This window comes from Actinosynnema sp. CA-299493 (genome assembly GCF_050946825.1).
Taxonomy (GTDB): domain Bacteria; phylum Actinomycetota; class Actinomycetes; order Mycobacteriales; family Pseudonocardiaceae; genus Actinosynnema.
Map to the genome: position 1 here is coordinate 2,815,573 of NZ_CP191993.1, position 26,149 is coordinate 2,841,721.

15 protein-coding genes and 1 pseudogene are annotated in these 26,149 nt (G+C 71.6%); 6 read left to right on the forward strand and 10 right to left on the reverse strand.

Translation table 11 applies throughout. From position 1 onward, the window contains the following. The first annotated feature begins 55 nt into the window (after positions 1–55). On the forward strand, positions 56–439 hold the full coding sequence (locus ACQPYE_RS13350) for a hypothetical protein (protein ID WP_498722899.1): 384 nt from the start codon (positions 56–58) through the stop codon (positions 437–439). On the opposite strand, the gene ACQPYE_RS13355 is transcribed toward ACQPYE_RS13350, so the two are convergent. Continuing rightward, positions 406–3,978 (reverse strand): DUF4082 domain-containing protein, encoded by a 3,573-nt coding sequence (locus ACQPYE_RS13355; protein WP_498721432.1) that lies wholly within the window; start codon positions 3,976–3,978, stop codon positions 406–408. The genes ACQPYE_RS13350 and ACQPYE_RS13355 overlap by 34 nt on opposite strands. Before the next feature lie 319 nt (positions 3,979–4,297). On the opposite strand from ACQPYE_RS13355, the gene ACQPYE_RS13360 reads away from it, so the two are divergent. Further along, entirely contained in the window at positions 4,298–7,387 is a 3,090-nt protein-coding gene (locus ACQPYE_RS13360) for an efflux RND transporter permease subunit (RefSeq protein WP_498721435.1), read from the forward strand. A gap of 510 nt (positions 7,388–7,897) precedes the next feature. Here the strand turns inward: ACQPYE_RS13360 and ACQPYE_RS13365 are convergent. The 5 genes and pseudogenes from ACQPYE_RS13365 to ACQPYE_RS13385 form a co-directional block, all read right to left on the reverse strand. Further along, positions 7,898–8,227 (reverse strand): hypothetical protein, encoded by a 330-nt coding sequence (locus ACQPYE_RS13365; protein ID WP_498721436.1) that lies wholly within the window; start codon positions 8,225–8,227, stop codon positions 7,898–7,900. Between the two features lie 196 nt (positions 8,228–8,423). Beyond that, positions 8,424–12,011 (reverse strand): methionine synthase, encoded by a 3,588-nt coding sequence (gene metH, locus ACQPYE_RS13370; RefSeq protein ID WP_498721437.1) that lies wholly within the window; start codon positions 12,009–12,011, stop codon positions 8,424–8,426. Positions 12,012–12,174: 163 nt separating this feature from the next. Then, positions 12,175–12,591 (reverse strand): annotated as a pseudogene (locus ACQPYE_RS13375) (LutC/YkgG family protein); the annotation flags it as partial. Positions 12,592–13,016: 425 nt separating this feature from the next. Continuing rightward, positions 13,017–14,414, reverse strand: a complete 1,398-nt coding sequence (locus tag ACQPYE_RS13380; RefSeq protein WP_498721439.1) for a LutB/LldF family L-lactate oxidation iron-sulfur protein — start codon at positions 14,412–14,414, stop codon at positions 13,017–13,019. Continuing rightward, complete coding sequence (locus ACQPYE_RS13385; protein WP_498721440.1) at positions 14,411–15,139, reverse strand: (Fe-S)-binding protein; 729 nt, start codon at positions 15,137–15,139, stop codon at positions 14,411–14,413. The genes ACQPYE_RS13380 and ACQPYE_RS13385 overlap by 4 nt, the downstream gene beginning before the upstream one ends. Positions 15,140–15,209: 70 nt before the next feature. Between ACQPYE_RS13385 and ACQPYE_RS13390 the strand changes: the two genes are divergently transcribed. After that, complete coding sequence (locus ACQPYE_RS13390) at positions 15,210–15,902, forward strand: FadR/GntR family transcriptional regulator (protein WP_498721441.1); 693 nt, start codon at positions 15,210–15,212, stop codon at positions 15,900–15,902. A gap of 72 nt (positions 15,903–15,974) precedes the next feature. Here ACQPYE_RS13390 and ACQPYE_RS13395 read toward each other — a convergent pair whose 3' ends face one another. Continuing rightward, complete coding sequence (locus ACQPYE_RS13395; RefSeq protein ID WP_498721442.1) at positions 15,975–17,636, reverse strand: peroxidase family protein; 1,662 nt, start codon at positions 17,634–17,636, stop codon at positions 15,975–15,977. 292 nt (positions 17,637–17,928) lie between these two features. On the opposite strand from ACQPYE_RS13395, the gene ACQPYE_RS13400 reads away from it, so the two are divergent. After that, entirely contained in the window at positions 17,929–18,612 is a 684-nt protein-coding gene (locus ACQPYE_RS13400; protein WP_498721443.1) for a class I SAM-dependent methyltransferase, read from the forward strand. Positions 18,613–18,616: 4 nt separating this feature from the next. Here ACQPYE_RS13400 and ACQPYE_RS13405 read toward each other — a convergent pair whose 3' ends face one another. Then, positions 18,617–22,009: an NACHT domain-containing protein gene (locus ACQPYE_RS13405; protein ID WP_498721444.1), complete on the reverse strand. Its 3,393-nt coding sequence runs from the start codon at positions 22,007–22,009 to the stop codon at positions 18,617–18,619. 155 nt (positions 22,010–22,164) lie between these two features. On the opposite strand from ACQPYE_RS13405, the gene ACQPYE_RS13410 reads away from it, so the two are divergent. Then, entirely contained in the window at positions 22,165–23,016 is an 852-nt protein-coding gene (locus ACQPYE_RS13410; protein ID WP_498721445.1) for a transglutaminase-like domain-containing protein, read from the forward strand. Here the strand turns inward: ACQPYE_RS13410 and ACQPYE_RS13415 are convergent. Then, positions 22,986–23,810, reverse strand: a complete 825-nt coding sequence (locus ACQPYE_RS13415) for an SDR family NAD(P)-dependent oxidoreductase (protein ID WP_498721446.1) — start codon at positions 23,808–23,810, stop codon at positions 22,986–22,988. The genes ACQPYE_RS13410 and ACQPYE_RS13415 overlap by 31 nt on opposite strands. Before the next feature lie 221 nt (positions 23,811–24,031). Here ACQPYE_RS13415 and ACQPYE_RS13420 point away from each other — a divergent pair, with 221 nt between their 5' ends. Further along, positions 24,032–25,525: a flavin-containing monooxygenase gene (locus ACQPYE_RS13420; protein ID WP_498722900.1), complete on the forward strand. Its 1,494-nt coding sequence runs from the start codon at positions 24,032–24,034 to the stop codon at positions 25,523–25,525. Here the strand turns inward: ACQPYE_RS13420 and ACQPYE_RS13425 are convergent. After that, on the reverse strand, positions 25,513–26,049 hold the full coding sequence (locus ACQPYE_RS13425; protein WP_498721447.1) for a TetR/AcrR family transcriptional regulator: 537 nt from the start codon (positions 26,047–26,049) through the stop codon (positions 25,513–25,515). The two genes, ACQPYE_RS13420 and ACQPYE_RS13425, sit on opposite strands and share 13 nt — an antisense overlap. Positions 26,050–26,149: the final 100 nt, after the last annotated feature.

Here is a 26,149-nt window from a genome sequence, read left to right on the forward strand (position 1 = left end):
CAGGCCCGCCCGAGAGGCCACGCTCAAGGAGACCACCCGCTCCGGCCCCGGGCGGATGCTGATCGCGGTGTACGGGATCTTCGCCGTCGCCGCGACCGCCCGCTCCGCGGTGCAGCTCGCCACCCGGTTCGAGCAGGCGCCGCTGGCCTACGCGCTGTCGGCGTTCGCGGCGGTCGTGTACGTCGTCGCGACCGCCGCGCTGGCCGGCGTCGTGTCACGGCGGGTCGCCTACCTCGCGTGCGGTGTCGAGCTGGCCGGTGTGGTCGTGGTCGGCGCGGCGAGCCTGGTGTTCGCCGACGCGTTCCCGGACGCCACGGTGTGGTCGGACTTCGGCGGCGGCTACGGGTTCGTGCCGCTCGTGCTGCCCGTGCTCGGCCTGCTCTGGCTGCGCCACACCGGCCGCGCTCAGCTCGACCGCACCACGACGTCCACCCAGTAGTTGGTGGCGTTGAACGAGGAGCCGGGGAAGCTGCCCGCCGGACCGTAGGTGTACAGCCCGTTGCCGCCGCTGCTCGCGCTCGACGGCGCGGTCAACGACCCCCGCACGCGGTCGGCGCCGAAGAAGCCCGCGGTGGCCGAGTAGCGCGTGGTCGTGTGGTAGGACGCGAGGTAGGTGGTGCCGGCGGTGAGCGGCACCGGGGTGCCGAAGGTGGCCTCCTGCCAGCCGCTCGCGGTCTCGCCGGTGAACGCCGCCGTCGCGAGCAGCACGCCGTTCGCCGTCCACAGGTGGGCCGTGTGCGTGCCGGTGTTCTGCGGTCCCTTGTAGAACCTGATCCCGACGGCCGCCGCGTCCGTCGCCGCCGTGCGGAACTTCGCGCCCAGCTGCACCGGGCCCACGTCGGCCACCGTGACGGTCTGGGGCACGTCGCTGACGTCGAACAACGTCCTGAGCACCGGCGCGGGCGCGTCCACCACGACGTCCACCCAGTAGTTGGTGGCGTTGTACGACGCGTTCGGGAAGGCGGGTGACGGTCCGTAGACGAACACGCCGTTCCCGGACGTGCCGTCGGCGGGCGCGACGAGGGCGTCGCGGGTGTGCGAGGTGGCGAAGAAGTTCGCGGTGGCGGAGTAGTTGCCGATCGCGGTGTGGTACGAGGCGACGTAGGTGGCGCCGGTGGTGAGGGTGACGGGCGTCGTGAACGCCACCTCCTGCCAGCCGCTCGCGGTCTCCCCGGTGAACGTGGCCGAGGCGAGCAGCGTGCCGTTCGCGTCCCACAGCCGGCCGACGTGCGTGCCGGTGTTCTGCGTCGCCTTGTAGAACCGGATGCCCTTGGCCTTGGCGCCGGTGGTCGTGCAGCGGAACTTCACGCCGAGGTTGACGGCGTTGGCGTCGCCGGAGCTCGCGACCGCCGGCGCGTCCGTCGGCTTGAACAGCGTCTGCCTGACGGCGGTGGCCAGCACGGAGACCGACACGGTCGCCGAGACCGGCGCGTTGCGGCCGTTGGTGATCGTGTACCGGAACGTCGCGAGGCCCGAGAAGCCCGCGCTGGGCGTGAACGTCACCGCCTGCGCGGCCGCGGACCACGTCACCGTGCCGTTGACGGGGGTGTCCGCCCCGGTGACCGACAGCGGGTAGCCGTTGGGGTCGGTGTCGTTGGCCAGCAGCGACGCGGCCGGGATCACGAGCGCGACGCCCTGGTTCGTGGCGAACCCGCTGTCGTTGCCCGCGACCGGCGGCAGGTCGCCCGCGCCGCCCGCCCGGGCGAACACGACGTCGACCCAGTAGTTGGTGCTGCGGAACGTGCCGCCGGGGAACGTGCCGGACGCGCCGTAGGCGTACACGCCGTTGTCGCCGGCGGGCGCCGTCAACGCGCCCGTCGAGCGCGCGGTCCGGTAGTAGTTCGAGTCTGCGGAGTAGAAGCCCGTGTTGTGGTACGACGCGATGTAGGTGGTGCCGGGGGAGAGCACGACCGGCGCGGCGAAGTTCGCCTGCTGCCAGCCGCTCGCGGTCTCGCCGGTGAACGCCGCCGTCGCGAGCAGCGTGCCGTCGGCGCTCCACAGGTGCGCCGTGTGCGCACCGGTGACGTGGAGGTTCTTGTAGAAGCGGACGCCGGTCGCGGACCCGGGGGTGTTGGTCGAGAACCGCACGCCCAGCTCCAGCGCGGCGTGCTCGGCGGTGCGCAGCGAGGACGGCACGTCGCTCGGGTCGAACAACCGGACCGACGCCGAGGGCGTCACCGTCACGGCCACGCTCGCGGCCGGCGACTGGGTGTTGAGGCTGTCGTCCACCGCCCGGACCCGGATGGTCTGCTGCCCGGGCTGCCGGGGCCACCAGTCGAACGTCCAGTTCGCCGTGCCCTGCGCTGCGCGCCAGGACGTGCCGCCGTCGGTGGAGACCTCCACGGCCGCGACGACGCCGCCGACGTCGGTCGCCGTGCCGCTGACCACGACCTTCTGCTGCTGCACGACTGCGGCGCCGTTCGCGGGCGACGTGACGACCGCGGTCGGCGGCGTGGTGTCGGTCGACGCGCTCGCCGCCACCAGGTCGCCCTGCAACGTGGTCGGCTGCGCGGTCATGTCGGCGAACAGGTTCACCATCGCCTGCTGGACGTCGCGGTCGACCACGACGGCCGGGTACGTGCCGTTGCTGGTCTCGTCGTGCTCGGCGTCGAGCGCGAAGGTCCAGAAGACGGTGCCCGCGCCGAACACGATCGCGCCGCTGGGCGCCCGGTAGAGCGTGAGGTGGTGGGTGGCGGGCGCGGGCGCGGTCGTGCGGCCCTGGTCGACCAGGTAGGCGTGCACGTCCAGCGAGGTGGACGACAGGCGGATGAGACCGGGCGGGCGGAACCGGTTGTTCGGCGACTCGTCCCACTCGTAGCCCAGCAGCCCGGGTGTCAGCTCGGCCGCGCCGCCGGGCGGGGTCAGGGCGACGTCGGTGTTGCGCCAGAACCTCGGCCGCGACAGCGCGTGCGGCACCCGGATGACGTCGTAGCGGTACGAGTCGACCTGGAACGCGGTGCCGGTCAGGGCGTTCTCCGGCCGCCCGCCGTCGGACGGCGGCGAGGCGGAGGGGTCGCGCCAGGTGCCGGTCCACTCGGGGCTGGGGTCGATCTTCTCGCCGGCCCAGGTCTCCTTGTAGCACACCAGGTTGCGGTTGGGCGTCCCGTTGAGGTCCGGTTCCCAGCGGGTCTTCCAGTAGACCTCGTTGCCGCTGGCGAAGACCAGGTGCACGCCCGCGTCGCGGGCCGCTTCGACGTGCGCGCGCTGGTCGCCCGACCAGTACTCGTCGTGCCCGGTGGACATGAACACCTTGAACGCGGTCAGCGGCACGTTGCCGGGTCCGGTGTCGACGCCGCTGAGGTAGGCGACGTCGTAGCCGTTGCGCTCCAGCCAGCGGATCGCCGCGTACTCGGCGCTGAGCAGGTAGTCCTGCGGCGCGGCGGCGGCGCCGACCCGGTCGCGGGTGCGGATCGGGCGGTTGTAGCTGACCTTGAACGCGCGCCCGTCCGGGGCGGCGGTGGCGTTGCCGCCGTACAGGTTCGCCCCGCCCCACCCGTTGTAGGCGTGCCAGGTGGTGTCCGAGGTCTGGAAGCCGATGTCGTGCTGGGTGCCGTCGGCCCGCACCACGAACGGGATGTGGGACGCGCCGGCGACGCCGTCCTGCCGGACGAGCTTGGCCAGGTAGACGCCGGACACCGCGTCGGCCGGGACCGCCCACGACGCGCTCACGCTCCAGTTGCCCGCGTCGTGCAGGCCGATGGCCGGGTCGCCGCCGGGCGCGGGCTGGGGCGACGGGCTGGTGCGCTGGACGGTCGCGACCTTCCGCGCGCCGAGGCCCCCGTAGTACCCGATCCGGTAGACGTCGACCCGGTAGTTCGACGAGGTGGTGTCGATCTTGAAGTCGACCGTCGTGCCGCGGTTGACGCTCATCCGGGTGGCGAAGCCCTCGATGGTCTCCGACGCCGGTCCGCCCAGGTCCCACTCGCTCGGGGGGTTCCCCGGTTTCTGGTTCTCCAGGGCGATCGCGTTCAACGGCATCAGGCACCTCGCAGGAGTGATGGCAGTCACACTTCTGATACCTGTGACATCACTCTACGGAGAACGCTGTTACCGCCTGTCACGAACATTCGCCCGAAAGGAGTAGTGGTACCGAACCTCTGCTCGTGATAAAGATCACCGGCTCGGAGCGATCTTGTCGCGGCCGGTATCAGTGCAGGTCAGAGGCCTCGTGCGGGGCGCGCGGTCAACCCATGTCTGAGCCGGTTCTCAGGTGGCGTGTGCCAGCGTTCGCACATCCGCCCGCGGCACCCCTGGCAGTCGCCTGCCGGCACGTCCGCCCACCAAGGAGATTCCCACGATGTCCGTGCTGGCTCGGCTGAGCCTGGCCAACCGAAGTCTCGTCGGGCTGCTCAGCCTGCTCGTGATCGGTTTCGGTGTGTTCACGCTGCCCTCGATCAAGCAGCAGCTCTTCCCGTCCATCGAGTTGCCCGCCGCGGTGGTCATCGCGCCCTTCCCCGGCGCGTCGCCCGACCTGGTGGACAGCCAGGTGGCCGAGCCCATCCAGTCGGCCGTGCGCGGCGTCGACGGCGTCGAGCAGGTGTTCACCCGCTCCGCCGAGAGCTCCGCGACGGTCCAGGTGATGTTCACCTACGGCACCGACATCGACGCCGCCGTGGCCAAGATGCAGCAGGCGGTGAACCGGCTCCAACCGCGCCTGCCGCAGGGCGTCGAGCCCACCGTCGCGCAGGGCAGCACCGACGACATCCCGGTGATCGCGCTCGCCGCGACCTCCGGTGACGACGACATCGCCGCCGCGGCCCGGTTGCGCGCCGAGGTCGTGCCCGGCCTGGAGGCCATTCCCGGCGTGCGGGAGGCCACGGTCAGCGGTGAGCGCGACCGCCAGGTCGGCGTCACCGTCGACTACGCCCGCCTCGGCGCGGCCCGGGTCGACCCGCAGGCGCTGACCGCCGCCCTGACCACGGCCGGCGCGGTCGTGCCCGCCGGCACCGTGCCCGAGGCCGACAAGACGCTCACCGTGCAGATCGGCAGCCCCGTCGGCACCGTGGAGGACCTGCGCAACCTGCTGCTGGCCTCGCCCGCCGGCCCGGTGAAGCTCGGCGACGTGGCCCGGGTCGAGTCCGCGCCCGAGGCGGCGACCGTGCTCACCCGCACCAACGGCGAGGCGACGTTGGGCGTCAGCGTCACCATGACCGCCGACGGCAACGCGGTCGAGATCTCCCGGCAGGTCCGCGACCGGCTCGGCGAGTGGGGCGAGGCGACCGGCTCCACGCTCACCGTCGCGTTCGACCAGGGCCCGCAGGTGGAGAAGGCGATCAGCGGCCTGACCACCGAGGGCCTGCTCGGGCTGCTCTTCGCCGTGGTCGTGATCCTGCTGTTCCTGCTGTCGGTGCGGTCCACGCTGGTGACGGCCGTGTCGATTCCGCTGTCCGTGGTGGTCGCGCTGATCGCGCTCTACACCGGCGACCTGTCGTTGAACCTGCTCACCCTCGGCGCGCTCACCATCGCGGTCGGCCGGGTGGTGGACGACTCGATCGTGGTGCTGGAGAACATCAAGCGGCACCTCGGCTACGGCGAGGAGAAGCAACGCGCCGTGCTGGACGGCGTGCGCGAGGTGGCGGGCGCGGTGACCGCGTCCACGCTGACCACGGTCGCGGTGTTCCTGCCGATCGCGTTCGTCGGCGGCATCGCGGGCGAGCTGTTCGGGCCGTTCTCCATCACGGTGACGGTGGCGCTGCTCGCGTCGCTGCTGGTGTCGCTGACGATCGTGCCGGTGCTGGCGTTCTGGTTCCTCAAGCGCCCGGCCGTGCCGACCGACCCGGAGGAGGCGGCGAAGGCACGCGAGGCGGCGCTGGAGAAGGAGCGGCGCAGCCCGTTGCAGCGCGCCTACGTGCCCGTGCTGCGGTTCGCCACCACGCGCCGCTGGGTGACGTTGCTGATCGCCGTGCTCATCTTCGGCGGCACGCTCGGCCTGGCCGGGTCGTTGCAGACCAACTTCATCGACAACGCGGGCGGCACCGCGTTGCAGGGCACCCAGGAGCTGCCGCCCGGCACCAGCCTCGCCGCCCGGGACGACGCGGCGCGCAAGCTCGAAGGCGTGCTGGCGGAGACCGAGGAGGTCGAGACCTACCAGGTCACCGTCGGCACGGACAACAGCCTGGCCGCGTTCGGCTTCGGCGGTGACGGCGACACCAGCGTGCGCGCCACCGTGCGCGAGGGCACGGACCTGGAGGCGTTGCAGGACCGGCTGACCGAGCGGTTGGCCACCACGCCCGGCGCGGGCGAGGTGGCGTTCGGCGCGGCGGCGTCCGGCTTCGGCTCGGACACCATCGACGTGCTGGTCACCGCTCCCGACGAGCAGGCGCTGCGGGACGCGGCCGACCGCGTGCGGCAGGTCGTGTCCGGGACGGCCGGCGTCGGCGAGGTCACCAACGACCTGTCGGTGAGCGCGCCGCGCGTGCAGGTGACCGTGGACCAGGCCGCCGCGGCGGCCCGCGGGCTCAGCGGCCAGGCCATCGGCCAGTTCGCGGCGCAGGCGCTGCGCGGCGTGCCGGTCGCCCAGCTGCCGATCGACGGCCGGTCGCAGCAGGTCGTGCTGCGCACGGGCACCGCGCCGGCCGACGTGGACGCGTTGCGCGCGCTGCCGCTGCCGGGCGGCGTCACGCTCGGCCAGGTCGCCGAGGTGGCCGTGGTGGACGGCCCGGTGCAGGTGCGGCGCACCGACGGCGCGCGCAGCGCCACCGTGTCGGCCAAGGCCACCGGGTCCGACCTGGGCGCGGTGACGGCCGACCTGACGTCGCGGCTGGACGCGGTGGACCTGCCCGCGGGCGCTACGCACAGCATCGGCGGCGTCAGCGCCGACCAGGCCGAGACGTTCGCCGACCTGGGCCTGGCCATGCTCGCGGCCATCGCGATCGTGTTCCTGATCATGGTGGCGACGTTCCGCAGCCTGGTGCAGCCGCTGATCCTGCTGGTGTCCATCCCGTTCGCGGCGACCGGCGCGATCGGCCTGCTGCTGCTCACCGGCACCCCGCTCGGCCTGCCCGCGCTGATCGGCATGCTGATGCTCGTCGGGATCGTGGTGACCAACGCGATCGTGCTGATCGACCTGGTCAACCAGTACCGGCGGGACGGGATGCCGGTGCGCGAGGCGGTGGTCGAAGGCGGTCGGCGGCGGTTGCGGCCGATCCTGATGACCGCCGCGGCCACGATCTTCGCGCTGCTGCCGATGGCGTTGGGCATCACCGGCGAGGGCGCGTTCATCGGCAAGCCGCTGGCGATCGTGGTGATCGGCGGCCTGATCAGCTCCACGCTGCTCACCCTGGTGCTGGTGCCCACGCTGTACTCGATGGTCGAGGGCCGCAAGGAGCGCCGCCAGGCGCGCAAGGCCGACCACCCCACCGCGGACCGCGAGGCGGTCACCGTCTGACGCCCGCCGGTTCGTCCGGTTGGTTCGGTTCGCTCGTCGAAAGCCCCGTCGCCCACTCGGGCCGGCGGGGCTTTCGGCCATCGTGCTCCCGTGAGCGCTCGGCCGGCTCTGCGCCGCGTCGGCGTGATCGGGTTCGCCACTTCGGCGCACGACCCACAACGGCCTCCGGGGCGTGTCGGGGGAGGTCGTCTGCCTCTGCCACGCCCCGGACGTCCGGGCGGAGCACCTCGACCCGTGGTGCGCGTCCGGCGTGACGCGAGGTTCAGCAGGACGCGTGTCGACATCCCGCGTGACGCGACTATGGGTGGACCACCGCTTGACCACCTCCCGGCGCGGTGGTCGAAGCGGTCGATGAGCAGCGGTCCACGAACGCCGCAGTTGCCGCCTGTTTAGCGGAAACCCAGCCTTGACTATTCCTGATTCAATTTCGTGATGGTGCCGCCCGCTTCTGCGGAGAAGCGGGCGGCACCATCGTTCAGTTGCGGGACCGTCGATCAGCGGTTGCTCGGGTCAGGCTTCGTACCAGTCCACGCACAGGTGGGCGACGTAACCGGTGCGGCCGTCCCACTGCACCTGGATCCACCAGCTGCTCGTGCCGCCGCACGCGGTGTAGCTGCTGCCCGAGGTGGCATCGCACGACGCCGCGGCGCGTTGCCCGGGCTGGATGATGCCGAGTCGGGTGGAGCCGGAGTTCGTGCGCAAGCGGACGTTCACGCCGCTCACGCCCGCTTTGGGTGTGACGTAACAAGCGGGCACGGACGACCGGTCCACCGCGTGCCCGGTCGGCGTCGGTGCGGCCGACGACGCCGCGGCCGCGGACGACGGCAACAGGGCCATCATGACGAAAACGATCAGCGCGCCGAGAGGTGCGACCAAAGAATTCTTTTTCACAGTTCCCCCTTCGGGATCCTTTCACGGTCCCGAAGGTGACGATAGCCATGCCCGCCACGGCTCCGCAGTCCCTCGTCAGTGTGATTGCGCCGGCCTGCCGACGAGGGACCGCGTGATCATTCTTCGCGCATTCGCGCCGAATTGATCAGGCGCCCGGCTCGTAGGCCAGATTCGGCCGGAGCCAGCGCTCGACCTCCTCGACCGGCATCCCGCGCCGCCGCGCGTAGTCGACCACCTGGTCGCGGCCGATCCGACCCACGGTGAAGTAGCGGGCCTCCGGGTGCGCGAAGATCACGCCGCTCACGGCCGCCGCCGGCGTCATGGCGAACGAGTCCGTCAACGCCAGGCCGACCTGCTCGGCCTCCAGCATCGCGAACAGGTCCTCCTTCTCGCTGTGGTCCGGGCTGGCCGGGTAGCCGAACGCGGGCCGGATGCCGCGGAACCGCTCGGCGTGCAGGTCCGCCAACTCCGGGTCGGCGTCCGACTCGAACCAGTCCCGCCGCGCCCGGAGGTGGACGTGCTCCGCGAACGCCTCGGCCAACCGGTCCGCCAGCGCCTTCACCATGATCGACTTGTAGTCGTCCTGCTCCCGCTCGTACCGCCCGGACAGCTCCTCGGCGCCGTGGATCGCCACCGCGAACCCGCCCAGGTGGTCGCCCGCCGGCGCGATGTAGTCGGCCAGGCTCCGGTTCGGCCTGCTCGCCGGCTTCCGCGTCTGCTGCCGCAGCATCGGCAGCCGCCGCCCGTCCACCACGATGTCGTCGCCCTCGGAGTGCGCGGGCCAGAAGCCGTACACGCCCTTCGCCCACAACGAGCCGTCCGCGATGATCTGGTCGAGCATCTCGTTCGCGTCGTCGAACAGCTCCTGCGCGGCCGGGTTGGTCTCCAGGATCTTCGGGAACTTGCCCTTCAGCTCCCAGGCCAGGAAGAAGAACGTCCAGTCGATCATCTCGCGCAGCTCGGCCACCGACGGCTCCACGACCCGCAGCCCGGTGAACGCGGGCGTCGGCAGCTCCTCGAACGACACCACCTCGGCGTTCGCCCTGGCCTGCTCCACCGTCAGCAACGGCGTGCTCTGCCGGTTCTCGTGCTCCTCGCGCAACCGCTGCTGCTCGACCCGCGTCGCCACCGCCAGCTCCTCGGCGCGCTCGTCGTCCAGCAGCGCCGACACCACGCCCGCCACCCGCGACGCGTCCAGCACGTGCACGGTGGTCTGGTCGTACACGGGCGCGATCCGCACCGCCGTGTGCTGCCGCGACGTCGTCGCGCCGCCGATCAGCAGCGGCAGCTTCATCCCGCGCCGCTGCATCTCCGCCGCCACCGACACCATCTCGTCCAGCGACGGCGTGATCAGCCCGGACAGGCCGACCGCGTCCGCGCCCTCGGCGATCGCGGTGTCCAGGATCTTCGCCGCGGGCACCATCACGCCCAGGTCGATCACGTCGTAGTTGTTGCAGCCGAGCACCACGCCGACGATGTTCTTGCCGATGTCGTGCACGTCGCCCTTCACCGTGGCCAGCACGACCTTGCCGTTGCCGCGGGTGGAGCCGGAGGCTTCCTTCTCCGCGTCCATGTACGGCTCCAGGTGCGCGACCGCGCGCTTCATCACCCGCGCGCTCTTCACCACCTGCGGCAGGAACATCTTGCCCGCGCCGAACAGGTCGCCGACGACCTTCATGCCGTCCATCAGCGGCCCCTCGATCACGTCGAGCGGGCGCTTCGCCTCCAGCCGCGCCTCTTCGGTGTCCTCGATGATGAAGTCGACGATGCCGTGCACCAGCGCGTGCGCCAGCCGCTTGGCCACCGGACCCTCGCGCCACGCCAGGTCGATCACGCGCTTCGTGCCGGAGCCCGCCACCGTCTCGGCGAACGACACCAGCCGGTCCGTGGCGTCCGGGCGGCGGTCGAACAGCACGTCCTCGACCAGTTCCAGCAGGTCCTTGGGGATGTCCTCGTAGACCGCGAGCTGACCCGCGTTGACGATGCCCATGTCCAGGCCCGCGCGCACGCCGTGGTACAGGAACGACGAGTGCATCGCCTCGCGCACGGTGTCGTTGCCGCGGAACGAGAACGACAGGTTCGAGATGCCGCCGCTGATCCGCACGCCCGGACAGCGCTGCTTGATCAGCGGGATCGCGTCCAGGAACGCCTTGGCGTACCCGTTGTGCTCGGCGATGCCCGTCGCGACCGCGAGCACGTTCGGGTCGAAGATGATGTCCTCGGCCGGGAAGTCCGCCTTCTGCGTCAGCAGGTCGTACGCGCGACCGCAGATCTCGACCTTGCGCTCGGCGGTGTCGGCCTGGCCCAGCTCGTCGAACGCCATCACCACCACGCCCGCGCCGAAGTCGCGGATGCGGCGGGCCTGGGCCAGGAACGACTCCTCGCCCTCCTTGAGGCTGATCGAGTTGACCACGCCCTTGCCCTGCACGCACTTCAGCCCGGCCTCCAGCACGCTCCAGCGCGAGCTGTCGACCATGATCGGGACGCGGGCGATCTCCGGCTCGGTGGCGATCAGGTTGAGGAACGTGGTCATCGCCCGCTCGCTGTCGAGCAGGTCGGCGTCCATGTTCACGTCCAGCAGGTTCGCGCCGCCGCGCACCTGCTCCAGCGCGACGTCCACCGCCGCCTGGTAGTTGTCGCTCTCGACCAGCCGGCGGAACTTCGCCGAACCCGTCACGTTGGTGCGCTCGCCGATCATCACGAACCCGGTGTCCGCGCTGATCTCGAACGGCTCCAGACCGCTGAACCTGGTCCGGTCCGGCACCCGCGCCACCGACCGCGGCGGCAGGTCCTTGACCGCCGCCGCGACCCGCGCGATGTGCTCGGGCGTCGTGCCGCAGCAGCCGCCGACGATGTTGACCACGCCCTCCTCGGCGAAACCGTGCAGCAGCGTGGCGGTCTCGTCCGGGGTCTGGTCGTAGCCGCCGAACGCGTTGGGCAGCCCGGCGTTGGGGTGGCTCGCGGTGTAGGTGCCCGCGATCCGGGACATCTCGGTGACGTGCGGTCGCATCTCGGCCGCGCCCAGTGAGCAGTTCACGCCCACGATCAGCGGCTCCGCGTGCGCGACGGAGTTCCAGAACGCCTCGACCGTCTGCCCGGACAGCGTCCGCCCGCTCAGGTCCACGATGGTGACCGAGATCCACAGCGGCAGGTGGGGCGCGACCTCGCGGGCCGCGGCGACGGCGGCCTTCGCGTTGAGCGTGTCGAAGATCGTCTCGATGAGCAGCAGGTCGACGCCGCCCTCGGCGAGCGCGCTGATCTGCTCCGCGTAGGCGTCCTTGACCCGGTCGAACGACACCGTCCGGTACGCCGGGTCCTCGACCCGCGGCGACAGGGACAGGGTGACGTTGAGCGGGCCGACGGAGCCGGCCACGAACCGGCCGCCCGCCTCGTCGGCGGCCTGGCGGGCGAGCTGCGCGCCGCGCACGTTCATCTCGCGGACCAGCTTCTCCAGGCCGTAGTCGGCCTGCGCGATGCTCGTCGCGGTGAACGTGTTGGTGGTGGTGATGTCCGCGCCCGCGGCCAGGTACTGGCGGTGGACGTCGAGGACGACGTCCGGGCGGGTCAGGTTGAGCAGGTCCGGGTCGCCGGTGACGTCGTGCGCGTGGTCGCCGAGCAGGTCGCCGCGGTAGTCGGCCGGGGTGAGCCCGGCGGCTTGGAGCATCGTGCCCCAGGCGCCGTCCAGCACCGCGACGCGCTGGTCCAACAGCTCTCGCAGGGCGTTTTCCGACACGCGGCCTCCCAGGTTGGGAGGCGCCCTTCGGATCGTCGAGCCCCGGCCGAGCGTGGCGGGCTCGTCGCCCGTTGCAGCGCCTCTCGATCGGGTGTCCAATCCTAGCGAACCACGCGATCGTGGGCGGAACCGCCCAAAGGATGAGAACGCGAACGCCGGCGTCTCAGCGCGTGATCACGACCTCCAGCGTGCGCGGACCGTGCACCCCCTCGACCCGTTCCAGCTCGATGTCGCTGGTCGCGGACGGTCCGCTGATCCACGTCTGGGTGAGCACCCCGGCCAACGCCGCGACCGCGTCCGGGACGCCGGCCACCACCTGGTCGGCCCGCACGACCACCAGGTGGTAGTCCGGCACGAGGGTCAGGGCCCGGGGGCCTTGGTCGGCCGCGTCGTGGTCGAGCACGATGGTGCCAGTCTCCGCTACCGCCACGTGACAGGCAGTGACCACCGCGTCGGCCGCTTCGACGATGCCCCGGAGCGCTCCACGCGCGTCCCCGCCAACGCGACGGACTTCGCGAACGCCCTGGTCAGCGGGGTGGCCCTCGTGCGCGTCACCACCGGGGAGGAGCACTTCACGCGCGTCCTCGTCAGCGGGAAGCGCTTCGCGAGCGTCCCCGCCAAGGGGAACCCTTGATGTGATTTTACCGACGGGGTCCGACAATTCCGGCCCCTCGGAGGTCCGCCCCGCCGTCTGGTCCGCCGTTCGCTCCGCGGTCCACCCTGCCGGCTCCTCGCCGGTCCACGTCGCGGTCCACTCGGGTGGTGTGCCGGGCGCGGTCACGACGTGGTGGGCGCCTCGGGCGCGCAGCGCGTCGGCGATGGCCGAGGCGACCTGGTCGGCGGCCACCACGCGGACCAGGGCGCGGTAGTCGCGCAGGCGCTCGGCGAACAGCTCGACATCGCCCGGCCCCCGGGTGCCGGCTGCCCGGTACTCGCGGGGCACGGGAGCCACCTCGCGCGGCCCCTTCGCCCGGCGCACCCTCGCCAGGACCTCGTCACGAGCGCTCATCGGGACTCCCACCAGTCGCGGAACGTCTCCTTCGGCGGCTCGGGCAGGTCGCGCGCGGTCGACCAGCCCGGCAGCGGCACGTGCCGGCTCGCCACCCGCCCGAACTTCCCCAACCCCACCAGCCGCCGCCACCGGCGCGCGTCCGACATCGCCCACGCCAACGCCCGCATCGCCGTCGACTCCGGCGTGGTCCGCTTCGACGCCGTGACCCGCTGCCGCAGGTGCACCAGCATCGACGGGATGTCGATCGCCACCGGGCACACGTCGTAGCAGACACCGCAGAGCGACGACGCGAACGGCAGCGTCGGGTTCCGGTCGACCCCGGTCAGCTGCGGCGACAGCACCGCGCCGATCGGACCGGGGTACGTCGAGCCGTACGCGTGCCCACCGGTCCGCTCGTACACCGGGCACGAGTTCAGGCACGCCGAACACCGGATGCAGCGCAACGCCGCCCGCCCGTCCGGGTCGGCGAGCGTGGCCGTGCGGCCGTTGTCCACCAGCACCACGTGGCTGGTCTGCCCCTCGGTCGGCCCTGTCCACACCGACGTGTACGGGTTCATCCGCTCACCGGTCGACGACCGCGGCAGCAGTTGCAGGAACACCTCGAGGTCGCGCCACGACGGCACCAGCTTCTCGATGCCGACCACGCTGATCAGCGTGCGCGGCAGCGTCAGGCACATCCGGCCGTTGCCCTCGGACTCGACCACCACCAGCGACCCGGTCTCGGCCACGCCGAAGTTCGCCCCCGAGACGGCCACGTCCACCGTCATGAACTTCTGCCGCAGGTGCTCGCGCGCCGCCTCGGCCAACGCCCTCGGGTCGTCGGTCAGGTCCGGGTCCACGCCCGGCATCTCGCGCCGGAAGACCTCCCGGATCTCCGCCCGGTTGCGGTGGATCGCGGGCACCAGGATGTGGCTCGACTTGTCGTTGCCCAGCTGGACGATCAGCTCGGCCAGGTCGGTCTCCACCGCGTGCACGCCGATGTCGGCCAGGGCCTCGTTCAACCCGATCTCGACCGTGGCCATCGACTTGACCTTGATCACCTCGCGGGTGCCGGTCGCCCGCACCAGGTCGCAGACGATGCGGTTGGCCTCGTCGGCGTCACGCGCCCAGTGCACCCGCGTGCCGCGGCTCGTCAACGCCTCCTCGAACCGCACCAGGTGCTCGTCCAGGTTGGCCAGCACCTCGTCCTTGATCGCCGCGCCCGCCGCGCGCAGCTGCGCCCAGTCCGGCAGCTCGCCGACGACGTTCGCCCGCTTCGCCCGGATCGTGGAGGTGGCCTTGGCCAGGTTGCGGCGCAGCTGGGCGTTGCCCAGCGCTTCCCGCGCGGCCTTGGGGAACGGCTCGCCGGTCAGGTTCCCGCCACCGGCGGGCATGCCCAGGAACGTCGTCATCGCGTGTGCTCCAGGATCTGGGCCAGGTGCAGCGGCCGGACGCCGCTGCGCAGCCTGCTCAACCCGCCGCCGATGTGCATCAGGCACGACGAGTCGCCCGCGGTGACCACGCCCGCCTTCGTGCTCAGCACCGCGCTCATCTTGTCGCCGAGCATGGCGGTGGAGGTGTCGGAGTTCTTCAGCGCGAACGTGCCGCCGAAGCCGCAGCACGTCTCGGCGGACGGCAGCTCGACCAGGTCGATGCCCTCGACCGCCCTGAGCAGCCGCAACGGCCGGTCCTGGACCTTCAGCACGCGCAGCGAGTGGCAGGTGGGGTGGTAGGTGACCCGGTGCGGGAAGTACGCGCCCACGTCGGTGAGCCGGAGGACGTCCACCAGGAACTCCGACAGCTCGTACGTGCGCTTGGCCGTGTCCGCGGCTGCCTCGGCCAGCTTCGCGTCACCGTGCGCGCGGGCGACGTCGGCGTGCTGGTGGCGCACCGACCCCGCGCACGACCCGGAGGGCGCGACGATCACGTCGGCGCCCTCGAACGCCTCGACGTGGTTGCGGATCACCGGCACCGCCTGGCCGGGGTAGCCGGTGTTGATGTGCATCTGGCCGCAGCAGGTCTGGGCCGACGGGACGACCACCTCGTGGCCGAGCCGTTCCAGCAGCCGGACGGTGGCCTTGCCGACGTCCGGGAACAGGCCGTCGACCAGGCAGGTGACGAACAGCGCGACTCTCACCCCGCCGACTCTAGACTCTGTGGTCTGACCACACCAGACTGTGGTCAGACCACACGACGGAGGTGTCCGCTTGTCCGGGTACGGCACGGTGCTCAGGCACGTCGAGTCGGAGCTGACCGCGGGCCGGCTCGGCGTGGGGCAGCAGCTGCCCGCCGAGCGCAAGCTCGCCGAGGACCTCGGCGTGAGCCGGGCCACCGTGCGCGAGGCGATCCGGGTGTTGCAGGCGATGGGCGTGGTCCGCAGCGGCGTCGGGTCGGGACCGGACGCGGGCACCACCGTCATCGCCGACCCGGCGGGCGGGCTCGGTGCGGCCCTGCGCCTGCACCTGGCCACGCGCCGGTTGCCGATGGCCGACCTCGTCGGGACCAGGGTGATGATCGAGAGCCACGCCGTGCGCGCGGCGGCGGCCCGTCCCGACCACCCCGACCTCGTGCGCGCCGCCGAGCTGCTGGCCCGCATGGACGCGCCGGACATCGATGCGGACACCTTCCACCTGCTCGACGCCGACTTCCACGTCGCCCTCACCGCCGCCGCCGGCAACGCCGTCAACACCGCGATCATGGCCGCGCTGCGCGACGCGATCCACCGGACCGTGCTGGACGCCGTGCAGGCGTTGCCGGACTGGTCGCGGACCGCCGTGCGGCTGCGCCGCGAGCACCGGTCGATCCTGCGCGCCGTCCAGGCGGGCAACGGCGAGCTGGCCGCCACCAGGGTCACCCGCCACGTCGAAGGCTTCCACCGGGAGTGGGTCCGCCACGCTTGAGCGGCGAGGCGTGCACGGCCACGCGAACGGCCCCCGGTCCTCAAGAGGGCCGGGGACCGTTCGCGGTGTGCGTCAGTCGCCGAGCGGGTTGAGCAGGTCCGCCTTGCCCTCGAACGCGAACAGCAGCAGGTCCGTCATCCGGAACGTCCGCGAGTCCGGGCCGAACGCCGGCCGCCACGACGGTTCGCGGACGATCGACGTGCGGCTGCCCTCGATGGCGCGGTGGAACACCTCGGCCACGATCCGGCCACCTACCGGTCCGAGCCTGCCGCGGTTGAACTCCGCCTCGCGCAGCACGTAGAACCACAACGGGGTCGCCGCGGTCACCGCGGCCTTCTGCGCGTCGGTCAGCGAGTCCAGCGCGACGCCACCGTCGCCGACCAGGACCTGCTCGTCGGTCAACGGCTCCACGCCGAGGAACTCCGCCATCTGCTGCCCGCTGGCCAGCCGGACCATGTTCGCCCGGGTCAGGTTGCGGAACGCCAGGTTGCGCTCGATCGGCGGGAACGTGGAGCCGCGCCCGCCGAACGTGCCCGCGGGGAGCTCGGCCAGCGGGTTGACCACCAGGCTGTCGACCCGCTTGGTGACGTTGCCACCGGCGGCCGGCGGCGCGAGGTCCGGCCGGTCGGCCTCGGTGAAGTCGAACAGCCGGCGGAAGTCGGCGATCCAGTTGGTGGGCAGCGTGTCGACCGTGCCCGAGTTGGGGTTGTCCAGGTCCGGCAGCTGTGACCCGGGGTCGAAGTTGCCGGACGTGCCGGTGAAGACGAACAACAGGAACAGGGTCGCGGCCTTGCCCGGGCCGGTCGAGGTGAACACCCGGTTCCACTGGTACTCGTCCCGGATCATGCTGTGGCCCAACCGGTACGCCGCCACCGAGAACTCCAGCGGCATGGTCGGTTCGAGCCCGTGCGGCGACTTGCCCCGGCCCGGCGCCTCGAAGAACCGCCGACCGTTGGTGAACACGTCGTCGACGATCGCCGGGTCCACGATCCGCGGCAGGAAGTCGGTGCGCAGCAACCACTGGTAGTGGCGCACCACCTGCTCGCGCGCCGCGGTGAACAGCCGCCGCCCGGTCAGCCCGCGCAACCCCAGCTCGTCCACGACCCGGTTGTGGAACCTGATGAACGCCAGGTGGGTCTGGGCGACGGCCAGGTTCTCGTCGTTGCGGCCGTCCGGGATCAGCGGCCTGCGCCGGTCCGCCCCGGTCGTGCCCGCCGCGCCGAACCTCGGCAGGTCGAACCCCTCCAACGCGACGTTGACCCGCTCGTCCGGGAACGGCGTCGGCGAGGTGGTGCCGACCTTCAGCTTCACGCCGTCCGCGGCGTAGAAGATCCGGTCGTGGCGGTCCTGGGGACCGCGCCCGTACACCGAGTCGAGGTCCAGCGCGGGCGAGCGGCCCTGCACCAGCTCGTCGAGCGTGACGTCCTCGCCGAGCTGCGACTCGGTGCGGTCCATGGTCAGGTCGTGGTCGACGAACTGGCCGAGGTAGGTGAACCCCGCCGGGATCGACGGGTCCGCGGAGTCGAGCTGCGGTACCTTCGCGGTCATCGCGGTGGCCAAGGCGATCCTGGTCTCCTCGTCCAGCGGGATCCCCTCCGGGCCCAGCCGGGAGAACCGGAACCGCCGCAACTCCTCCACGGTGAGCGGCCGACGAGTCGTGGCCTCACCCTCGCGGTCGAACTCGAGCACTCCCTCGCCCACGACGAAGAAGCTGTTCGTGCCGTGCTGTTTCATAGACCCCCCCCGGGTCTTGATTTCCCGGTATGACCGGGCAGGACGAGCGCACCCCCTGTGGTCGCCCTGTAAGACACAGGTACCACGTCTTGTCGATCAGATACGTGGACCATTTCCATTGGGCTGCTTGCCTTAATCCACGTGAGCGGGCAAGTCGCAGGTCCGGGTGCTTCCTGAGAGAACCTGTGGATGTCGCGTCCGGACGGGATCGTCGCGCGTGTCACACCGCCGCACGCGCGCGGCTCCTCGATTCCTGAGTGGAAGCACGGTGTCGATGTCTACGGTGTGCGTCGTGACGTTCCCCGACTTCCACCGCGCGCCCAACATCGCCGACCACCCCGACGTCTACGAGCGGGAGAACGAGGCGATCGACCCCGACGGACGGCTGTGGCGTGCGCTGCGGGAGCGGTCCGACTGGGCCGGGCGCACGGTGCTCGACCTCGGCTGCGGCACGGGGTTCTGGCTGCCGCGCTACGCGGCCGACGCGGACGAGGTGATCGGCGTCGAACCAGACCCGGACCTGCTGCTCCGGGCGCGGGAGCGGGGTGACGTGCGGCACGGTTCGGCGGAGCACATCCCGTTGCCCGACGCGAGCGTGGACGTGGCGCACGCCCGGTTCGCCTACTTCTTCCCGCCGGACTGCGAGCCGGGTCTCGCCGAGGTGCGGCGCGTGCTGCGGCCCGGCGGCGCGCTGGTCGTGATCGACAACGACTGGCGGCGCGGTGAGTTCGCCGAGCTGCTCGCCGCCTCACCGTGGGCGTCCGCGCAGGGGACCGCCGACACGACCGACGCGTGGTGGCGGGAACGGGGCGTCGAGCGCACCGAGGTGATGGCGTCGTGGCGGTGCCGTGACGCGGCGGAGCTGGAAGCCGTGCTGCGCATCGAGTTCCCGGCCGACGTGGTGGACGGTTGGGTCCGCGCCAACCCCGGTCGCCGGGAGTTGAGCTACGGCTACGTCCTGTTCACCACCACCTGACCGCTCACACCGCCGCCCACGCCCGCAACGCTCGCAACCGGTCGCGGGCGGGCTCCGTCCGTTGTTCGTCCAGCGCGCGGTCGAGCACCATGTGGACATCGTCCCGGTGCCCACACCGGATCAGGCGTGACGCCGCCAGGACGCCCTGATCGATGGCCTCGCCGTGATGGCGGACGACATCCAGCCACACGGTGATCGCGGCTCGCAGCAACCCCTCCTTGGCCAGCCCGTCCGCCACCTCCACGCGGCGGACGGCCGGGACGTCGCGCGCCAGTACCTCGGCCACTATCACGTCGGCACTGGCGGCGCCGCCAGCCCGGATCCACTCCGGGACGAGGAACTTCAGCCAAACCGTCTCCGACAGGTTGGCTAGGGTTGAGAGCCGGGCCGCGGCAAGGGCTTCGTCTTTGCGTCGGCTGTCAATGAGCGCCCCGACGATCTGGGACTGGTTGTAGCCGTCGCAATCGAGGAGCCTCGCCGCCGCGACGGTCAGCACCTCGTCCGCGAGTTCGGATCTCGGATCTTCGACCAGGTTTGCCGCGACCTCCGCCAGCAAGCTGGGCTGCGTGGTGCCGTCGAGCAGGCTTTCGAGCAGCTTCCGCTGGTACTCGACGTGGTCGACGGCACCGAACACGGTGATCGCCGCGGCCCGGTGCTCGGGGCCGCGCGTGCGGGCCACGGCGTAGATCTCGGTCGCGGTCATCGGATCCTCGGGGTCGAACAACGTGCGCGCGGCCGCGCCGAAGCTCCAGCGGTTGGCGGCGGGATCGGCCAACACCGACCGGGCGAACTCGCGAGTGACCGGCAGATTTTTCCTGTGCGCCAAAGCCATCATGAGCTGTGCGTTGTGACGGACGCTCGACTGCGGGTTCGCTTCGACAAGCCGCAGCAGTTCGGGCACGGCGTCGCAGTCCGCGAGGACGCGCGCGGCCTCGCGGAAGTCGTTGTTGGTTGTATACGATTCCGTCAACACCCTCCGAGCCAACTCGACTGCGGCGCCGTGGTGCAGCGCTTCCTGAAGGGCGTGTGCCGCCTTGACCAAGTACTCGCCCGACTTCCCAGCCACGGCAGCCATCGCGATAGGTACGCCCTCGGCGTCGACCGCTGACAGCACCGCTGAGACCGCGTCGCCGAACTCCTCCACGGTCGGAGCCTCCGCGCCCAACACCCGTTCTGCGGCCCACAGCGCCTCGTCATGACACTTGGCCTGTGCGGCGAGCTTCGCCAGCGCCCCCCAACCGACCGAGGGCGCGCCCGCCACGTCCGTGATCGGTGACCCAAGGCGCGTGGCTCGACTGTCGACCGTCGGGTCGGTCCGCAGCCGGTGGACCAGCCTTCGGATCAGCGGACCGGCGGCGTCGATCATCCTGGCGTCCAGCATGGTCGAGATGATTGCCAGCGCCCGGGAGTGGTCGCCCTCGGCGGATGCGGCGAGCCGGAGCAGGAGGCGTTCCGCGCGTTCGGCGCCGTCCGGGACCAAATCTTTCAGCGCCTCGACACCGCGCTTGACCCCGGCGGGACCGGCGTGGTCGGCGAACTCCTCCAACCAGCGGGCAGCCGCCGCCGGGTCGTCGAGCTGGCCGAGCGCGACGGCGGACTCGACGCGCACCGCCTCGGCGAGTTCCGCGCGGTCACGCCAGGCGCGCAGCCGGGCTGTCACGGGCGGGGGCACCGCCTCAGGTGGAAGCGACACCAGCACGGTGCCCACTTCCTCGACGTCGTCCCACGGGTCGGGCAGGACACCGTTGGCGGGGACCAGCTCCAGCAGCCGGTCCACGACGGCGGCGGTCAGCGCCTGCTCGACCGCGATCCCCTCCGCGAGCAACCGGCCCGCCAGCAGCACCTCAGGTTTGGCGCCTGCGAGCAGCACGGACAGCACCCGACCGAGATCACGCTTGTCCCGACCCCACAGGACGAAGGTGAACAACGCGAACGCCCGCTTGGCGACGGTCAGACCGCGTTCGATCCACTCGTCGAGGTCCGGGAAGTCCGCCGGGATCTCACCGGCCCGCTGGCGAGCGGCCAGGAACTCGGCGAACGAGTGGTGCCGGAACCGGAGGTCGTCGTCGGCGTGGACGAGAACACCGGTCCCGGCCAAGAGCGCGCGCAGGTCGTCCCGCCACAGGTCGGGCAGGGCCGAGCGGTTCTCCTCCACCCACGCGCACGCGGCCTCGAACAGCGGCGACCCGGTCTCCAACCGGTGGGTCGCGAGCTGCTCCACGATCCCGGTCCGGTGCTGGTGCACCCACTCGATGAACGCGTGCCGCTCCGGGTGGTCGCGCACCGAGCGGCGCAGTTCGGCGATGGTGTTGCGCCGGCTCGCCCCGTCGTCCAACAGGTACTCCATGAACCGGCCGTAGAGGTCGACCCGGCTGTTGGGCAGCGGGCGGTCCGGTTCGAGGGTCTTGGCGATGGCCGCGATCGTGGCCAGCAGCGGGTTGCGCACCAGCTCTCGCAGCCGGCCGTCGCGCACCTGCCGGATGAACGCCTCCGCCGAGCTCATCGCGGTGATCGGCGTCTGCGCCCGGAACCAGGCCCGCGCAAACTCCTCCAGCTCGACCCGGCCGAACGGCTGGATGACGTAGCTGTCGACGCCCGCCAGTTCCAGGGGCTTGAGCTCGTCACCGGGCAGCGGTCGGGTGGTGATCACCAGCCGGTGGTCCGAACCCCGGCGGACCTGATGCGCAATCGCGTCGATGACCTGCGCCCTGGTGTCCGGTTCGATGATCTCGTCCAGGCCGTCGATGAACACCAGCCACCGGGTGCCCAGGGCGCGACGGGCGAGCAGCGCGGCCGGCGGGCGTTCGCCGAGCAACCTGCCCAACGCGTCCTCCGCGCCCGCAGCGAGCAGGTCGGCCCACGTCTTGTGCTGGGCCAGGGCCCGTGCCGGCACCCGCAGCGGCAGCACCGGCTCGGAGAGAGGCGGCGGGCCGTCGCTCCCGCTGAGCCAGAACTCCGAGACCTGCTGCACGTACAGGTAGCCGACGGTGGACTTGCCGCTGCCCGGCTCCCCGGTGATCATCAGGTGCCCGTTGCGGTCCAGCGCGCCGGCGATGGTCAAGGTGCGTTCGGTCGACTCGGCAGAGAGCTTGCGCTCGGGTTCGAGGGACCGGTCGAGGACCTGCGGGCGCATGGTCTGCTGCACGTAGACCTGCGTCAGCTCCGGCTGCTTCACGCCGAGCAGCTTGTACGGCAGCGACTCCGTCGCCCGGCGTTGCGCCTCCAGCAGGTCCCGCAGCGCCGGGGTCAGCGCCGGGCGGTCCGACCACGAGGTCAACGGCGGGACCTCCTCCGGCGGCGCGGCCCCGAACCGGACGGTCAGGTGGTCGATGCTGCCCGTCTGCACGACCGGACCGGTGAAGTGCCCGCCGGTGATCTCGTTGTGCCGTTCCGCCATGTCTGATTTCTACGCGGGATCGCGGGTCCGGTGACCGCACATCTCGGAAGATCCGCTTGACGGAGCACACGTCGGTCGTCGGCCGACGTCGCCACTTGACCGTGCCCTTGGGGCGGGCGGTAGACAGGGTGGCACACAGGTCGAGGGGAGACCACATGATCGACTACACCACGCACAGCCGGTTCACCGATCCCGGTCCGGTGGCCGGGTGGCTGGACGGCGTCGGACCGGGCCTGGCGGAGCTGCGGCGGGCCGCGGCCGGACTGGTGTTCCACTACTGGGGCAACGGGGACATCACCGACCACGGGTTCCCGGCGGAGCGGCTGGCGGAGGTCGACCTCCGGTACGCGGCGGACATGTTCGCCCGGCTGCACGAGCTCAACCCCGCGCTGGGGGAGGAGCGTGCGCCGACCGAGCGGATCGTGGGCTGTTGCCGCGACTTCACGCTGCTGTTCGTGTCGATGGCGCGACACCACGGCGTCCCGGCGAGGTCGCGGGTCGGGTTCGCCGGGTACCTCGCCCCCGACTGGTACATGGACCACGTGGTGGCGGAGGTGTGGGACGGGCGGCGGTGGCGGCTGGTCGACCCGCAGTTCCTGGACGGCGAGGTCGACCTGATGGACGTGCCGAGGGACCGGTTCCTGGTGGGCGCGGACGCCTGGCGGGCGTGCCGTTCGGGTGCGGTCGACCCCGAGCGGTTCGTGGTCTCGCCCGAGCTGACCATCCCGGGCACGCGCGGCCTGACCCAGGTGCGGCACGACCTCGTGCAGGACCTCGCGTCGATGAACAAGCACGAGATGATCCTCTGGGACCTGTGGGGCGGGCTGAGCGACGAGCCGGAACTGTCCGAAGAGGAGGTCGCGGCGGCCGACGAGCTGGCCGCGCTGATGCAGGACCCCCACGCCGACCTGCGGGCGGCCTTCGACACCGACGCCTACCGCGTGACGCCGGTGATCACGTCGCTCGACCAGGTGACTCAGTTGCCCGTGGAGGTCGTGTTGCGCTGAGCCGCGTTGCGGGTGGTGGCCGGGCTGAGGCGGTTCATCACGGCCAGGTAGGAGGTGGGGAAGAGGCGGGCGAGGATGTCCGGCACGACGGCCGTCCACGCGATCAACACCCGGCCCTTGCGCTTCGCCACGCCGGTAAGGATGCGCTCGGCGGCCTTGTCCGCCGGGTACGTCAACAGCTTCACGAAGCTCTCCTTGCCCTGGGCCGCCTCGACCTCGTCGACCCCCGACGCCACCCGCGCGGTCTCCGCGATCCGGGTGCGGATGCCGCCCGGGTGGACGCAGGTCACGCCGACGCCCCGGTCGGCCAGCTCGTGGCGCAACGACTCGCTGAACCCGCGCAGGGCGAACTTGCTGGCCGAGTACGCCGTCTGGCCGGGTGGTCCGATGAGCCCGAACAGGCTCGACACGTTGACCACGTGGCTGCCGGGCGAGGCCAGCAACGTCGGCAGCAGCAGTCGGGTCAACGCGACCGGGGCCCGGAAGTTGACGTCCATGACCCAGTCGAACTCCTCGGCGTTCACCTGGTCGAACGTCCCACCCAGCGCCACACCCGCGTTGTTGACCAGCAGGCTGATCCCGGGATTCTCGGCCACCACCCGCGCCGCGAGCCCTTCCAGCCGGGCGACCTCGGCCAGGTCCGCGACGTAGGTCCGCACCCGCACCCCCCGAACCCGCCCCGCCACCGCCGCGAGCCGCTCGGCATCACGGTCGACCAGCACCAGCCCGCTGCCGCGCCGTGCCAGCCCGTACGCCAGGTGCTCCCCGATCCCACTGGCCGCGCCCGTCACCACCGCCGTGCCACCTGCGAACCGGAAACGCGAGAGCTGGGACATGCTGCCTCCTCGGCGACGCTCACGGGACCCCACCATCCCCACCAGTCTGGCCCGGCGCGCACCCGACGCGCCTCCGGCTGGGGCCTGCGCGGCGGGTGGCTCGGCGCAGGACCTCGGCGGCATCCGCAGCACGGCGAGCGGGTAGGAGGCTGGGAGTGATCATCCGACACACTTGTGGGATGACCACTCCCGAGCACCTCGACGTCGTGATCGTGGGAGCCGGACTGTCCGGTGTCGGCGCGGCCTACCGGTTGCGCACCGAGTGTCCCGGCAAATCCGTCGCGATCCTCGAAGCCCGCGACACGATCGGCGGGACGTGGGACCTCTTCCGGTACCCGGGCGTCCGCTCCGACTCGGACATGTTCACCCTCGGCTACCCGTTCAAGCCCTGGCGCGAGGCGCCGTCGATCGCGGACGGCTCGTCGATCCTCGCCTACATCCGGGCCACGGCCGCGCAGTTCGGCATCGACCGGCTGGTGCGCCACCGGACCAGGGTGGTCGCCGCCGACTTCTCCACCGAGACCGCCCGCTGGACGCTGACGATCAGTCGCCGCGACGAGCACGGCGCCGTCACGGACAGCGTGATCACCTGCGACTTCCTCTACTCCTGCACCGGCTACTACGACTACGACCGGGGTCACGACCCGACCTTCCCCGGCGTCGAGTCCTTCCGCGGCGAGCTCGTGCGACCGCAGTTCTGGCCCGACGACCTCGACTACGCGGGCAAGCGGGTGGTGGTGATCGGCAGCGGGGCGACGGCGGTGACGTTGGTGCCGTCCATGGCGCGGACCGCCGAGCACGTCACGATGCTCCAGCGCTCGCCGACGTGGATGGGCGTGGTGCCCGGCCGCGACAAGTTCGCCGACAAGGTCCGCGACCTGCTGCCCACCAACGCCGCGCACCGCCTGATCCGGACCAAGAACATCCTGTTCAGCCTCGCCTTCTACCAGTTCTGCCGCCGCTGGCCGAAGGTCGCGCGCAAGGTGCTCATCGGGCTCTCGACCAAGGTGCTCGAAGACGAGGCCGCGATCCGCGAGCACTTCACGCCCACCTACGACCCCTGGGACCAGCGGCTCTGCGCGGTTCCGGACGCGGACCTGTTCAAGGCGCTCAAGCGCGGCCGCGCGTCGGTCGTCACCGATCACGTCGACACGTTCACCCCGGACGGCGTGCGGCTCCGGTCCGGCCGCGAGCTGCGCGCCGACGTCGTCGTCACGGCCACCGGCCTGCGGCTGCTCGCGCTCGGCGGGATCGCGCCGAGCGTGGACGGACGAGCGGTGGCGCTGTCCGAGCAGTTCATCTGGCGCGGCGCGATGATCACGGGCCTGCCGAACTTCGCGCTGTGCGTCGGCTACACGAACGCGTCGTGGACGTTGCGCGCCGACCTGACCTCACGCCTGGTGTGCCGGGTGATCACCCACATGGACCGGCACGGCTACGCGTCCGTCGTCCCCGCGCCGGACCGCCCGCTGGCCCGCCGCCCGCTGCTCGACCTCGCCTCCGGCTACGTCCAGCGCGCCGTCGACGCGTTCCCGCGCCAGGGCGACCGCGGTCCGTGGCGGGTGCGGCAGAACTACGTGCTCGACGCGGTGTCCACGTTGCGCGGCGACCTGAGCCGGCAACTGGTCGGCACGCCGCGGGCCGGGGACGCGCTGCCCACTCACGGCCGGTAGCGCAGGCCGTCCATCACGAGGTCGAGCGTGCCGGGCCGCGGGCCGATCTCGCCCGCCGCCATCGCGATCCCGCCGAGGGTGGCCAGCAGGTCCAGGGGCACCACGTCCGTGCGGTCGACGGCTGCGAGCAGGAGGGCCGCGGCCTCCACGAGCCGCGCCAAGCTCTCCCCGTACGGGTCGCCACCGCCCGCGATCACCGTGCTCAGCGCGTCCGCCAGACCGCGTTTCGCGGCCATGTAGTCCGTGAACCGGTCCATCCACGCCCTGGTCGCGTCGAAGGGCGGCAGTTCGGCCAGCAACTGCGGCACGGCGTCGCACAGCTTGGCCAGCTCGTTGCGGTAGACCGCCTCCACCAGCGCCTCACGGGTGGGGAAGTGGCGGTAGAGCGTGCCGATGCCGACGCCCGCGCGCTTGGCGATCGCGTCCAGCGTGGCGTCCGCGCCCTCGTTGGTGAACGCGTCCAGCGCCGTCTCGATCAAGCGGTCGCGGTTGCGCTGGGCGTCCGCGCGCAGTGGGCGGGACACGGTGCCTCCTTGACGGTGTGACGCGGCTCTCAATGCTAAGCGGAGGAGTCTCCGGTTACTGTCGAACGTAACGGAGGAACCTCCGCTTCAGTGTACGACA